Raw genomic sequence first — 14706 nt, forward strand, 5'->3', positions numbered from 1 at the left:
GGACATACCCGAAACGTATCATGTCGTGTCGGTAGCGGATCTACCGGCTACCTGGCAGGATGAGCAGCAAATTGAGGTTTTACAGTCTTATTTACAGGACTGGCTTGACGCGCCTGACAAGCTGAGTGTATCGGTACCTTCAGCAATCGTTGACCGGTCTCGAAACTACTTAGTGCATACGCTTCATCCCAGCTTCGAGGAAGCGGTCAAGATTATGGAGAACGCACCCTTCCGAATTGATGGCCGTTTATTGAAGGCCAACGGATAGGAATAGTCCATTCATTTGAGGGTTGTATGAGAATTTGAAATGTTCCTGGCTTACCAACTATTCCTCTAAAAGATCAACTTATGCGTCATTGTACGACTAAGTAAAGATAATTTCATATACGTTCTTTCTAAAAATTAATTGTCTCAGAGATAGTACTTTTCTTAGTTAAGTTGCATAAGTAATCTCTTGTTAAAAGAATATTCTAAGATTGACCCATCATAGGCTTGACATGTAGAAGCGGGAAAATAGTAACAGATAAGAAGGGATTTGGTGAGCAGCCTACTGATAATGACCTGGCTTTCAAAGGCTGGTTAGTTAGTCGTAAAAATACTTAAGAATGCATACAATTTAGGCCGGTTATTATTCGATACTTATTCAATAAGGCTACACTTAGATTACCTTATCAAATAACAACCGATGAAAACAAACCCACTTTACTCCCTTGCTGCCATCGCTGTGCTGACGGTAGTTACCACTATCGGTCAAGCACAGACGGCTTGTCCGCAGCTGCCCGCCACCATCAACATCGCGCCTAATCGACTCGACAAAGCACTCAGCCAACTAGCTGGTCAAATTAGTTGTCCAATCAAATATGACCCGAAAGCCGCTCAGGCGTTTCACAATCCGGCTGTAAAAGGAAAACTGACCCCATCCGAGGCACTGATTCAATTGGTGAAGGGGACCGGCTTAGAGGTGCATCTGGACAAGCAACTCGTGGTCAATCAAGCTGATCAAGAAGCCATCGGCTTGAAAGCAGCTACATTACAAGCCAGCCTAGGACAGGCCATTAAAGCACACACATTGACTCAGCAAACAGCTAACCAGATGTACAGCCAACTGGGTGATGTACGAACGTCAGTAGTCGAAGTGGTCAAAAAGCAGGGTTTCGTTAGTGCGGCCGAAAAAGCCAGCTATCAACGCACCTTCAAGCAAGTCCAGCAACTCCTAGCCAGTGCCAAAGTACAGCGGTAGTAGATCGCTATTATCTAACAAAAAGGCTTGCTTGCGTCACAAACAGGTCTTTTTGTTAGATAATAAGTCTTATGTTAAGAAACTATTCCAAGAAATGGCCTAATTATTGAACGATAAAAATAGGCTCAAATGGGCTTTGCATAATGTGTTCCAAATACTGATAATTCTATGAAGCTTTCGTTTAGCTATCTTTATCTAATTGCACTAAGTTGCTGGGCTATTATCTCCTCTTGCAGCAACGATACGAATCAAACCCCCACTCCAGCTGGGGGGCCATTGCAAGGTACCGTTCAGCTTTGGGATGATAAGATCAATCCCCTTACTGATCATAGTGGTGTTACCGTAACAGTGGATGATCTGAGCAGCTTAAGCGCCACCACTGATGCCAGTGGAAAGTATTCATTAGCTAGCCTGCCCTATGGGCTACATGATCTGACCCTGAGTAAAGGGGGTATCGGTTCATATCGCTTATTTGGGGTAGCTCATACTCAGTCGGCAACCGCTTCAACCCTGCCTACGATCATTCTGGGGAAAACGGCGACCACTTCTGTAACCTCCTTATCGGTGGCGGGCACTACTTATAACGGTGGACCAGGAGTAAGTTTGCTCTACTCGGTATCGCCAACGCCCACCGCCACCAATAGAGGCTATGTGCGCTACTTTTTGAGCACTGATCCGGCCGTTTCTAGTACCAACTATCGGTATGTCTCACCGGTCGTTTCGGCCCTCAACAACAATGTAACCGGGGGCTTTACCAAAGATGATCTTATAACAGCTGGGTTCAGTACTAACCAAACGGTCTATGTACGGCTTTATGGCGAATCGGTCCAGAGCAACAGCTATACAGACCCAAATGTTGGTAAATCGACGTTCCCTAACCTGAATACAACGACCTCTCCAGCGGTCTCATTCATAATGCCTTGATAAATAAAAAGCCACTAATTGGCCTATTGATGTACGTCGTCAAATGAAAGTGGACAAATAGGGTGAAAATGGGAAGAGACAATTCAGTAATCGCACCGGCGACCCGGTTGTTTCACTTAAACCACCTTGGTTATGTCCAATTCAGCCAAAAAGTCCCCGCCTAACCGTTCCAAAACGGCCCAATCCGCTTCAACTGCATCTGAGCGCAAGCCGGCCTTATCCATTATCAAAGACATCCAACGGCAGACCCGACGCCAGTATACTGCTGAAGAAAAGATTCGTATTGTGCTGGAAGGCTTGCAAGGTGAACAGTCAGTAGCCGAGATTTGTCGACGCGAAGGCCTTAATACCAACATTTATTATCGGTGGAGTAAAGAGTTCCTGGAAGCGGGGAAAAAACGATTGGCAGGCGATACCACCCGGGAAGCTACCGCCCCGGAAGTACAATCCATTAAGTCAGAAAATGAAGCCCTCAAACAACTGATGGCTGAATTGAGCTTAGAGAATCGGGTATTAAAAAAAAGCCTTAAAGCCGACGACTAATCGCTACCATCACATGACTCAGTCTGAGAAAATGGAGATCATTACGTTGGTCGAACAGTCGCCTTTGAGCGTTAAAGCCACCCTAAAGGAGTTAGGTATCAATCGATCGACGTTTTATCAGTGGTACAAACGCTATTTGCAAAGTGGCTATGATGGCCTGGCTGATCCGGCTTATCGGCGCACGAGTGCCTGGAACCAACCGCTTCGGCGGTCCGATGCCACCGGCTGAAAAGGGCCGCGTAGTAGAACTGGCCCTAAAACGTCCTGATTTATCTTGCCGAGAACTAGCCTGCTATATTGTTGATAATGAGGGGTGGTTTGTCTCGGAGTCTACCGTTTACCGGATTCTGAAAAGTCGGGGCTTAATCACAACCCCAGCCTACCGGTTGATGGAAGCTGCCGATCAGTTCTACAACCCCACGACGGCTCCCAACCAGCTCTGGCAAACCGATTTTACGTATTTCAAGATCAAGAACTGGGGATGGTATTATCTCTCGACAGTACTGGATGATTATTCCCGATACATTTTAGCGTGGGAATTGTGCCCCGGTATGCTGGCCACGGACATGGAACGAACCGTGCAAGCGGCTCTGAAAGCCAGTAGTTTGACGGCTGGTCAGCGACCACGTATGCTGTCGGACAATGGTTCAGCCTATGTTTCACGGTATTTAAAAGGGGAAAGCATTGAGCATATTCGTAGTGCGCCATTCCATCCTATGACGCAAGGCAAAATAGAGCGCTATCATCGGTCGATGAAAAATGTGCTGCTACTGGAGCCTTATTACAGTCCGGATGAGTTGCGGGCGCGCTTAACGGAGTGGGTGGAGTATTATAATCACCAGCGGTATCATGAGTCACTGGATAACGTACGTCCCGCCGATGCGTATTGGGGCCGTCAGGAGCAAATCGTAGCAGAGCGGCAAAAAACTAAACAGTTATCAATGCTGAAACGACGGAAAAACCATATTTTTCAGCGAGTACAAAGTGTTTAAACCCGTCTCTTCTCTTTTCACCCCCATCTGTCCACTTTCGGTTGACGATATACACTGATACGTTGATTACAGCGGGCGTATTGGGACACGACCTTTGGGCATACACCCCTGTGCATCACATCAATAAGCTAGCTATTACAATGATAGCTTGGCTGTACTTTCTTTTCATGATGTACCGTACTGAATTAGAATTAATGATTGATTAGCGCTGCTGAATCGAGTCCAGCGTCAGATAGTAATGCTTATAGCCAGCTGGCGCGTTGACTGGCTTAGCGTAGGCATAGTACTGACCACTGAAGCGGACTTTACATTGCGCTTTCTGATACGACTTTGGCAGATTGCAAGTCAGGCCCATATCAGCCGAATCCATGCTGGTAGCCACTTGAATGCCATATCGGTCCTGGTCCGAATCGTAATATACTGTACCCTCCAGGTCATTGGCCTGCCGAACAAACTCAGAGGCTTCTGGACACTTGTTGGTGGTTAAGGTTTTCTGCTCTCGACAGCCGGATAACACACTAGTACTCACAAAAAGGACTCCCATTAGCCCCAAAGACAATAATTTCATAACAGGTTGTTTTTCTGTATGACCTGTTTTTTGGGATTAGGGTTTAAATGGTATACTTTTAAAACGATAGCCGAATCGGTTTACGCAACGTATTTCTCGTTTAGGGGCGTTTTTTTAAGAATTCTAACTTAGACAAGTTGGCTTTGTGATCACACCTATATTAAAAAAGAGCCAGTATATACTGGCTCTTTTGTATGTACTGATCGTAAACTATTCTTACTGTTTACTGGCCACAAAAGGGGCTTGCCCAATATATTGCTGGTCGATCACCTGACTTAATAGAAAGTCGGCTAAATCAACGGCCGAAATTTGTTGGCCGAGTAGATGGTTGAGACTTACCTCAACGCCACCCCTAGCGGGGCCCTGGGTAATCAGAGGGACCCGTACATACGTCCAATCCAGTGAGCTTCCTGAGAGTAGCTCAAACTCTAACCGCCGGTTATCCATAAACAACGGAAAATGCTGTTGCATATAATCGGCGGCTTCTTGGGTCTTCTGGTCCAACGCTTCACGGCCTGTCACAAACAGACTACTGACCACCACACAACGACGAATACCCAGCTCTTCCATACTGGTGACGAAAGTCTGAGTCGCAGCCGCCATCATAGGTTTGGGCTCTCCTTTGGTATGACCCAGTGTGCTTAATAAAGCGTCAGTGCCTGCCAACAGTTGGTGGACACAAGCCCGGTCACGAACATCACCATGAACAATCTCGAGCCGTTCATGGGCTAGATCAAATGCTTGAGGGTGGCGTAGCAGAAGCCGGACGGTGTGACCGGCGGCCAGCGCTTGTTGGACTAAGGGGCGACCCGCTTTACCAGCCCCACCCAGGATAGCAATCGTTAATTGATTCTTAGTTGTCATGCTACTAACATGTTTTGACAGCTAGTGGGAACGGTACACTCAACCGTCAGGGTGAATTGCCTACAACAAGGTCAGGATGTGGGTCAGCAGACCAATACATTCCTTACCGTGGCAATGGAATAGGAGTGAGAACCAACTACCCCAATAAGGTGAGTTGGAGAAGTCGTTTACGTGTCAGATGATGGACATCCTACCCTTTTTTTAGAAAAAGGGGTAAACGTAGGGGGGATATGTTAGTAGCCTGTAATGAGCCAAAATTAGAAAACTATTTTGATAAGTTGGCTATAGCGGCAAAAGGTACCTCTGTCCGGGTACAGCATAGCATTCGGTACCGGTTAAAATTTGACTGTGTATGGCTAGTGAGAGATACTCAATTAATCTTGCATTGAGAGCGAATTGTGAGGCAGTGATTTTTAATATCTGTCCAATCTAATCGGTAGCATACGGTCCTTCATGAACTAATATTAATTACGCTTTGTATACCTCTTCAATGAAGAGGGAGGGCTTTACCAGCGGCATCCAATAATTCGATTTTTGCTTCCCCCTTCTTATCGACGTACAGCTTGATACGGGCATTACCCGCTTCATCACGAATGAATAAACCGGTTTCTGACCGATACGTTTTTCCTACGAAAAGGCGCTCGTTCCCAAGAAGGCGTTTTGCTTCCAAATCAGCTATGCCTTTTTTGTACAAGGTTTCGTTATTCAGTTTTTCTAACGAGTCGAGTCGGTTTACCAGTTGGCCAAGCGTGAAATTGTCGGGTCGATCCCATAATTTCAACCCATATGACCGGGCTCGCTGCTTATCATCAAGTTTTTCATCATACTGTAACTGCATGAGCTGATCATTTTTATATTGATCAATCGATAAAGCCAGGGATGCATGCTTTTTAGTGCCTTCATAGACCAACCCTCCACATTCATCCCCTTCCGTATTGAAGAAAATGATTCCTGCAGAACGCTTACGAGGAGCTATAACTTTACCATCCACAATACCGGGATGTTGCTTTGCCTCATTACTAATGACCATTTTAAGGGTTCCATCCTTTTCAACCACGTTAATCCGTTCTACGTCTATTTCCTTAAATCGCTGCGGGGCATTGCTGGAGTTGTTTGCAGTAAACAAATAAAGGGCGAAGATGGCAGTGCTCGTAAACGTATAGATTTTTAACCACCGAAGTTGGGTCAAGACTTTCTCTTCCATGAGTTTGTGTGTCGTTAATGTCTTGGGGAAGATCTCCTAATAGAGAGGACTGCACTTGTTATGATTTGAACAGCTAGAAATGCACATAATTATAAACTTACAAAGCTACGTTTGCTACGGATAGTACCGCAGTGGCCGGTCCGCCGGTGCGGTACCACTTCACAGTTCTTAAAACACGCCGTCCAATTAGAGGCCTCATTTAAGAGTATGCGTCTCCTGAGGGAGCCTTCTCTGAGAATATAAAAACCTGTGGTCTCAATCTATTTTATAAGTATCAAGTGTCAGATGAACGGGTGTCTAGGACATCCGTATAAGAGTCTAAATTTATCCACTAAACTCTGATTTATTTAGAGGCATAAAGATTTTCGCTGGAAGATTTTATCTTGAAAAGAATAGATAGTTAGGGTTGAGCTTATATACTTGTTAAGCTATTATTTATCTAAAATCACTTACCTTGGTAGCGAGATTTCACATTTGATATGTTATTCAACCTGCGTACTATAACCTTTTTTATCTTTATCTGCCTATGTGTGTGGAGTTGTAAAAAAGACGACCAGCCGATTGTACAGAGTGATAAACCCCCTTTTATTTACGCACCCAGTCTTGGTAAAGGTATGTATGCCTATAATGCTGAAACCGGTCAGGAGAAATGGGTTAAAGATATTTTTCCGGTTTATTCGAGCCCAATCGTACAGGATGGGTTGATTTATGTAGGTAGTAGTGGAGGCAGCCTCTTAATAATGGATGAAGACAGTGGCACAGTAATTAAGGATATATTTCTTGAAAATACTGTAATTGCCTCATCACCTGTATATTCAGAAGGTATAGTTTATATAGGGTGTAATAATAAGCTCTATGCAATTGATGTTCCTTCAGGAATAAAACGATGGGTTTTTTCAGCAATTGGTGATCGAAGCTTTAAATTTAATCCAGCTGTTTACAACGGTGTTGTATTTGCGGGGAATTTCGGCCTCAAGGGTAACTTTTATGCATTAGATAGCAAAACTGGAGCTCAGAGATGGAAATACCCCGCAATAACGGCTACTAGTGCGACGGTTTACAAAAACCAAGTATTTTTCGGCGGTTATGAGCAGTCAACTCCTTATCTCTATTGTCTAGATGTAACGAATGGAGAGCTGATCTGGAAATTCAAATTTGACGGTGCTATTAATTCAAGCCCAACTATATATAATGGCCTTATTTATATAGGAAGTCTTGATAGTAAGTTATATGCAATTGACGCGAAATCAGGTCAAAAAAGATGGGAATTTGAAACGACCAAACGAATTGATTCGAGCCCTGTTGCTACAAATGGTATGGTCTACATTGGCAGTACAGATTTTTATCTTTATGCACTCGATGCGGCTAGCGGGCAAGAAAAATGGCGATTTAATACAGGGGGAATTGTCTACTCTTGCCCTGTATTTTTTAATAATAAGCTTTATCAACTGGGGGGGGGAGCGTCAAGCTTGTTTATCCTTGATGCTGTAACTGGCAAATCGCTGCTTGTAAAAGAGTTGGGCTTTAATGGTGCTGGAACCTTGGCTACACCTGTGATAAGTCGGAACGGGAATATGGCTGGTATCTACTCCTCCGAAAGTGGAGCGGTTAATTGACAAGTGAAGGTTACGAATTTAACTATCTTTTTTCTATTCTATTCTCACCGGTTGACCATCTCTAAAAACGCCCCATTTAAGAAGCATATGCATGGGCGTTTTTTCGTCTCGCACAGGAGCCTTATTTGAGAACAAGTAAAATAGCGTTTTAATGCTGCTTAGAATGGAGCGATGGACGAACCGGCACTTTAAGAATGGTAAAACACGACCTAATTACCTTTGGCATGTATACGTGGCAGGTACTTGCCGTTGAAGAGGGGCACAGGGCGCTGATCATTACCCAAGATATAGTGGATCTGCGATGGTATCACCACCAGTTTGTCGACATAACTTGGGCCGATTGTGCGTTAAGGCAATACCTTAATCAGGAAATCTATTCTACATTCAGCCAAGACGAGAAGGCAAGAATTATTGAGGTGACAAACAAGAATGTTGACAACCCCTGGTTCAACACAAAAGGGGGGTCAGATACCACGGATCACTTATTCTTGCTGAGCTTGGAAGAAGTCTGCCAGTATTTTGGCAACAGCCGGGCAAACCTAAGGAATAAAGGGAGGCAAACCTGGTTGATTGACGACGAAAACAACGCTAATCGCCAAGCTCGATACGGTACTGATTTCCACAGTTGGCGGCTTCGGTCGCCTGGCTATTACGGGCGCACGGGTGCGAGTATCAACAAACATGGCCATGTTTATGTCCGTGGCAATGGTGTCTTTGGCAGTCCCAGAGACGGGGGCGGAGTTCGTCCCGCTTTGTGGTTGCGGGTGGACGATCAAATCTGGCCATGATAGGTACTGCTACTCTTTTCTCTTTTCAATTCGATTTAGGCTGAGCTGATTAGTAAAAGAGTGTTTTTCTGAGAAATAAATCGTCTTAACTCTAATCTTGAAAAAATTCTTTTCTGCGATACTGAATGCAATTTGATTAGAAAGAAGCTTCGTAGGAAGGAGAACGAAAGAAAGCACGTAGAGTTGAAGGAAAGATTATTTCTTCTCCCCAAACTGCTTCCGGTAAGCTATTGGTGTCATTCTGAATTCCTTTCTGAACAAGCGAATAAAAGCGCTATCGTTCTCAAAGCCACATTGGGGAACGATGTTGACTACGGTGACATCTGATTTTTTTAATAACAAAGAGGCTTTCTTTAGTCGGAGCCGCGTGAGGTATTGCAGGGGTGTCAGTTCATAGGCGCTGCGGAAGAGGCGGATGAAATGATAGGGGGAGAGATGGGCTAAGTCAGCCAGCTGAGCGATAGTAATTTTTTCGGCTGGATGTTTAGTCATGTACGACAATGCGAGTTTCAGTTTTTTATGCAGGTCTTTTTGGGTGGCCTCCTGCGTAGCTGGTATTTGGTTGCGCGTTTGGTACTGAGCTAACTCAAACCAAGGCTTCTTTGGCCGCGTGGCAGGATAGCCGTATTTTTCGCGGAAGGCTTTGCGCTCCGCAGTGAAGTCCCACCAATTAAGTTTACTGGTTGGGTGGTTGGCAAAATGTACAACAAGCCGAAACTGATCTTCAACACAGGGATCTGTCCATACCCCTTTGTCCAATTCATATTGATCCGTGAGCTTGGCTGGGTCTTTCCCTTTTAGCTCGTGTAGGGAATAGTATCCCAACCAGATAAGGTCATGCGCAAAGCGTATGCCGACTGAGGGAAGACTTTGAAACTCCGATAGCGCAAACAGCTCCATCGCCCTGATCCTTGACGTATCAAGTAGTTGCTGCAATACCTCTATTGTGTGCAGGTGCATTTCACTCTTTTTGATTTTCAGCGCGCGCAGCTTTTTTACTTCTGCCGGTGTTACGTCCAGTGGATTGAGTTGCTGCTTAGTCATGTTCGGCAAAAGTTAGCAGGTAATTATTGTTGTCGCAGAGCGAAAATTCAGTAGCCCCGTAAAACGTTTTCTCCAGGCCGGTGAGTACGGTTACGCGTTCGTTGATATAGGCATAATACTGACGGATATTATCCACGCTGATGTACAACAAAAGCGATCCTCCCTCGGCACGACTCACCATCGGGTGCTTACCTTCAATGCTGGCAAAGCTCTGAAACATGAAGGATACGCTTCCGTTCGCCATCAGGGCAAATACTTTTTCGCCTTCGGGCGTAGTCACTTCATCAGTTAATATAAAGCCGAGTTTGGTGTAAAAGGTGATGGTTGCTTGTACGTCATTGACAAAGATGTTTGGCGAGATGGATTTCATCAATTGAATGCGTTGGTAGTTTGGTCAAAAGTAGGGTAAAGGTGGAAGCGGAAATGTGCTGAAATTGCCAAAGTGAATTATGAGACAAGCGTTTGATAAGATCGTTACTTTTCCTAGATTGAAACGCCATCCTGCGCCTATTCCCCACTCGTGTGAAACACCTTTTCGTGATCTTTTCCCTTGTTATCTTCTCTACCTGGGGGCATGCCCAACAAACGGATAGTTGTAGCTGTAAAGCCAATCTGAATGCCCTAATCCAAGTGGCCAAAAGCCGGTACGCGGGCTTTGAGGATAAGACGGCCAGTAATGCCCTCAACCAGTATCAGCAACTGTGCCAAAGCCTGGAGCAACAAGCCGAGCTTGCTTCACCAAACACTTGCCTACCCATCCTTGAAAAATATATAGCCTTTTTTAAGGATGACCACTTTACCATTGACTTTGCGAACCAGCCATCCACTGCCCGAAAACCAGTCAGTGACAACGACTCTCCTGCTCAGATCACCCGCTATTTATCGGCCAACCAAGCGCGCTTAGCCCCCATCGAAGGCACCTGGCGCGATGTCGATGATCTGTATCAAGTGACTCTTCACCGGGACAAGAAAGACCCCAGTCAATACACCGGCAGTATTGCCAGTACAAAGGTGGAAAACTGGCAAGCCGGGTTGATCAAGTTTAGCTTGAAACAGCGCTCATCAAAACGATTTGAAGCGGTCTACTACTTTCGGGATTTTACACCCGCCAACTACACGGCGTCTTTACAGGGAGATATTCTCAAATTTTCCGGCTTTGGCGGCTACTGGATACGCACCGTGCCTAAGTTTGATAAGCCGGCTCAGCTAGCCCGAACCGTCGATTTGTTGACCCAACAGAAGCAGCTTCCCAACCTGAGTTTCAACGTCATTGACGCCAACTTTTGTTACTTGAAACTAAGCTCATTTAACGTGGCTGATTCAGCCTTCAATACCGTGTTGAGTCACCACAAAGAAGTCATTGGTCGAACACCCCATTTGATTATCGATTTGCGGGGTAATGCCGGTGGTGGTGGGAGCTTAGAGTCGTGGGATGAATTCGTCCGCTTGATCTATACGCAACCCATTGTTGACCCGGGTGTAACCGAAAAGGTAGAGGGCAAACTGATCAGCTATCCTGGACGCACCATTCGACGAGATAGTGTAGTCAAGATGCCTCATAAGATCGCTTTGTTGATTGATAGTGGCGGGGCAAGTAGTGCGGAATTACTGCTCGAATATGCCCGGCAAAGCCAGAAGGTAACGCTGTTTGGCAGTCCGACGAGTGGCACGATGGACTACGGGACGGTACGCCCCTACCGTCTTATCTGTGGTCTTTATGAAGGCTATGTGGCGACCGTGCGATCCGACTGGACGTTGCACGGCAAGATTGATGAAACAGGTTACCAGCCAGATGTGGTGATTGGGGATGATCAATTCGACTGAGTGGGGGTAGTGATGGATTATTATAAGAGTAAACCAATTCTCAAGACGCGGTAGGATTCAACGTCTTCACAGCAGTAATCATTGTAAAGCAATCTGACTGCTGAAACAGTTGAGTTGAACAAGGACGTTTCTTTTAACGCCTATCTCTTGAATCAGATGCATGAACGTTCCTTCGTCTCACCTAGGAGCGTTTCATGGAACACTTGATTTTAATATCTGTCCAACGCAATCGCGCGCATACGGGCGACAAAAACGGACATTGGCTGTCCGAATTCGTACAATTTTTCCATCTCAATTCGCCCTCCTGACGTCCCAGCCTGTTTTGCTACTCGTGGTATGATAGTTGAGCCGTTCAGTTAGCGCATTTGTATGTGACCCAACAGGAGAAAAACGGCTAACAACCATGCTACTAAACTACCTCAAAATCGCTCTTCGAACCCTGATTCGTAACCGGAGCTACACCTTGTTAAATATCCTCGGCCTGAGTATCGGCATAGCCGCTTCGCTGCTCCTGTTCATGGTGGTACGCTACGAACGGAGTTTCGATCAGTTCCACCCGGAGACTGAACGTATTCACCGTGTTGTGAGGAAGCAAGTGCTACGGGATGGTACCCAAACCGAAGGTTCGGGTAGCCCCTTGCCAGTGGCGGCGGCCTTGAAAACCGATATTCCGCAGTTTACCGAAATCGTGCCGGTGTTTGGAACCCTTGACCCGCAGGTGACTGTGCTGGGCACCAACGCCAAGACGCTGGATGCGCCTGTGAAATACTTTGAACGCGATGAGGGTCTACTGGTTGGACCGGCGTTTTTTCGGATGTTCCACTTCCCCTGGCTCATCGGCCAGCCACAAGCACTGGCCGCACCAAACGTGGTGGCCCTATCGGAACGCTTTGCCCGCAAGTATTTCAAGGACCCCAAGCAGGCGGTCGGTAAGTTTCTTCGTATCAACAATATCGTCAACATGCGGGTAGTGGGCGTACTGGCTGACGCTCCCCCGAATACCAGCTTCCCAATGAATCTGGTTATTTCCTACGCTACCAAAAAAGCCGATAAAGCGCAGGTATTTGGCTTCGGCGGGTTCGATGACTGGGGCAACTCATCCAGCAACGATCATGTTTTTGTGAAGCTACCGGCCAACTTCTCCGTCGAGTCCGCCAATCGGCTCCTAGAAACTTTCTCGCGTAAACACTACGACGGACGGGGGGACAACGATAAAAAAACGCACTTTCTGAGTCCATTGGCTGATCTGCACCATGACGAACGGTTCGACACGTTTTCTTCCAATGTGCCGACCGTATCCCATCAGCGGCTGCGGAATCTGACCACGGTGGGGGCGGTGCTGTTGCTGATGGCCTGCATCAATTTTGTCAACATTGCGTCGGCGCTGGCGGGAAAGCGAGCCAAAGAAGTGAGCGTTCGCAAGGTGTTGGGTAGTCTTCAGCGGCAAGTGGTGGGACAGTTTCTGACCGAAACATGCCTACTAGTAGCCGTATCATTGGGATTGGGCATGGCCTTAACTTACACATTGCTGCCGTTGTTAACTGACCTGTTCCAGGTGCCAACTGACGCATCGCTCTATTTCCGTCCTGACCTGGCGCCGGTGTTGGGAGGACTAATGGTGTTGTTGACCTTGCTGGCCGGGCTGTACCCGGCTTTCGTGCTGTCGTCGTTCAGCCCGCTTGATGTGTTCCGACGGCAGGCAGGGCGGGGCTGGCTGCGGGGTATCACCCTCCGCAAAAGCCTAATTGTAGGTCAATTCACAGCAGCGCTGGTGCTGATAATAAGCACCGTAATAAATTTGCAGCAGATGGATTACCTGGGTCAGATGAAGCTTGGATTCACCAAAGAGGGGGTATTTACCTTTGTCACCGATCCCACCTACCGTACCCGGTATGTAACGCTCCGGCAGGAGTTGCTTCAGGTACCAGGGGTGCAGGCCGTCTCGTTCATGTCTGACCTTCCTTCATCGGCCAATAAGTGGCAGAGCAACTTTGCCTTTACCAACCTCGCAAAAAAAGAAGATTTCACGGCATCCATGAAAATGGTTGATGGGGATTACTTCAACACGTTCGGCATCCGGGTACTGGCCGGGCTGCCCTACGCGGTCACCGACACAACAACCCAATTTGTGGTCAACGAAACGCTACTTAAGAAGCTGGGTATCAAAAATCCGGCTTCGGTAATTGGCCATAACCTTCGGGTATTCGGTTTGGGAACCGCTCCGATTATGGCCGTTGTGAACGACTTTCACACGAACTCCGCCAAAGAGGGGGGTATCCAGCCTGTAGTGATGGTGGCCAAAGACCAGTATTATTACGGTGGGAGCGTAAAATTACAGACGAAGAATGTGGGCCAGACGGTCGAAAAAGTAAAGGCGGTTTATACCCGTGTGATGCCCGAAGCCGCGTTTTACGGCCGTTTTTACGAAGACAGCCTGAACAACTATTACAAAGCCGAGCAACAGATGGGCCTGCTCTACCGCCTGTTCGCGTGCCTGACCGTTTTTATCGCCTGCCTTGGTCTGTTTGGGCTGGCCACGTTTACCGCAGAACAGCGCACTAAAGAGATTGGTATCCGAAAAGTGCTGGGGGCCAGTGTGTCAGGCGTTGTTGGTTTGCTCTCCAAAGACTTCCTGAAACTGGTTCTGATTGCCATCACGGTTGCCTCTCCCCTAGCGTGGTATGTCATGAACCGCTGGTTGCAGGATTTCGCCTACCGCATCCAGATCGAGTGGTGGGTCTTTGCACTGGCTGGCCTACTGGCCATCGGCATTACGCTGCTAACGGTGAGTTTTCAGAGCGTGAAAGCCGCCCTTATGAATCCGGTCAAGAGTTTGCGAAGTGAGTAATCAGATGTTTACCGTTCTACCTTTTTAAACGCACTCGTGAAGCATCTCACTATAAGCCCGAATAACAGATACTCAGTTCGCTGTTCGTTTCAAGTGGGAGCGATTTAGTGAGACGGTCTTGCAATGGATAGACGCTTCACTTTAACAACCCCAAAGTCGTATTCCAAAACGAGCACACGCAAGCTTTTTAAGATAGTTACAATAACTTCGCCGATAAGAATACAATCCGCTTTTCTGCTAAGCCAAACTTG

At 46.7% G+C, this 14706-nt stretch carries 12 protein-coding genes and 1 pseudogene; 8 read left to right on the plus strand and 5 right to left on the minus strand.

Annotation, left to right across the window (positions count from 1 at the left end; translation table 11 throughout):
- From ACYU87_RS26290 to ACYU87_RS26305, 4 genes and pseudogenes are all read left to right on the plus strand, one after another.
- Positions 1–268, plus strand: a 268-nt coding sequence (locus ACYU87_RS26290) for an RES family NAD+ phosphorylase (RefSeq protein WP_461136985.1), incomplete at its 5' end; no start/stop codon positions are given.
- Positions 269–685: 417 nt separating this feature from the next.
- Positions 686–1240 carry a hypothetical protein gene (locus ACYU87_RS26295; protein ID WP_461136986.1) on the plus strand — a complete coding sequence of 185 codons (555 nt, stop codon included), beginning with the start codon at positions 686–688 and terminating at the stop codon, positions 1238–1240.
- Between the two features lie 168 nt (positions 1241–1408).
- Entirely contained in the window at positions 1409–2164 is a 756-nt protein-coding gene (locus ACYU87_RS26300; protein WP_461136987.1) for a carboxypeptidase-like regulatory domain-containing protein, read from the plus strand.
- A 132-nt stretch (positions 2165–2296) separates the two neighbouring features.
- Positions 2297–3699, plus strand: a pseudogene (locus ACYU87_RS26305) (IS3 family transposase).
- A 202-nt stretch (positions 3700–3901) separates the two neighbouring features.
- Here the strand turns inward: ACYU87_RS26305 and ACYU87_RS26310 are convergent.
- From ACYU87_RS26310 to ACYU87_RS26320, 3 genes are all read right to left on the minus strand, one after another.
- Positions 3902–4267, minus strand: a complete 366-nt coding sequence (locus ACYU87_RS26310) for a hypothetical protein (RefSeq protein WP_461136988.1) — start codon at positions 4265–4267, stop codon at positions 3902–3904.
- A gap of 216 nt (positions 4268–4483) precedes the next feature.
- On the minus strand, positions 4484–5131 hold the full coding sequence (locus ACYU87_RS26315) for an NAD(P)-dependent oxidoreductase (RefSeq protein WP_461136989.1): 648 nt from the start codon (positions 5129–5131) through the stop codon (positions 4484–4486).
- A gap of 487 nt (positions 5132–5618) precedes the next feature.
- Positions 5619–6335 (minus strand): hypothetical protein, encoded by a 717-nt coding sequence (locus ACYU87_RS26320; protein WP_461136990.1) that lies wholly within the window; start codon positions 6333–6335, stop codon positions 5619–5621.
- A 479-nt stretch (positions 6336–6814) separates the two neighbouring features.
- Between ACYU87_RS26320 and ACYU87_RS26325 the strand changes: the two genes are divergently transcribed.
- Both ACYU87_RS26325 and ACYU87_RS26330 read left to right on the plus strand, forming a co-directional pair.
- Positions 6815–7951: an outer membrane protein assembly factor BamB family protein gene (locus tag ACYU87_RS26325; RefSeq protein ID WP_461136991.1), complete on the plus strand. Its 1137-nt coding sequence runs from the start codon at positions 6815–6817 to the stop codon at positions 7949–7951.
- Positions 7952–8145: 194 nt separating this feature from the next.
- Positions 8146–8739, plus strand: a complete 594-nt coding sequence (locus ACYU87_RS26330) for a DUF6273 domain-containing protein (RefSeq protein WP_461136992.1) — start codon at positions 8146–8148, stop codon at positions 8737–8739.
- A gap of 195 nt (positions 8740–8934) precedes the next feature.
- Here ACYU87_RS26330 and ACYU87_RS26335 read toward each other — a convergent pair whose 3' ends face one another.
- Both ACYU87_RS26335 and ACYU87_RS26340 read right to left on the minus strand, forming a co-directional pair.
- Positions 8935–9783, minus strand: coding sequence for a helix-hairpin-helix domain-containing protein (locus ACYU87_RS26335; RefSeq protein ID WP_461136993.1), 849 nt, complete (start codon positions 9781–9783; stop codon positions 8935–8937).
- Positions 9776–10153, minus strand: coding sequence for a VOC family protein (locus ACYU87_RS26340; RefSeq protein WP_461136994.1), 378 nt, complete (start codon positions 10151–10153; stop codon positions 9776–9778). Before ACYU87_RS26340 ends, ACYU87_RS26335 begins: the two co-directional genes overlap by 8 nt.
- A 152-nt stretch (positions 10154–10305) precedes the next feature.
- On the opposite strand from ACYU87_RS26340, the gene ACYU87_RS26345 reads away from it, so the two are divergent.
- Positions 10306–11607, plus strand: coding sequence for a S41 family peptidase (locus ACYU87_RS26345; RefSeq protein WP_461136995.1), 1302 nt, complete (start codon positions 10306–10308; stop codon positions 11605–11607).
- 403 nt (positions 11608–12010) lie between these two features.
- Complete coding sequence (locus tag ACYU87_RS26350; RefSeq protein WP_461136996.1) at positions 12011–14455, plus strand: ABC transporter permease; 2445 nt, start codon at positions 12011–12013, stop codon at positions 14453–14455.
- The last annotated feature ends 251 nt before the right edge of the window (positions 14456–14706 follow it).

It is taken from the genome of Spirosoma lituiforme (assembly GCF_054776635.1).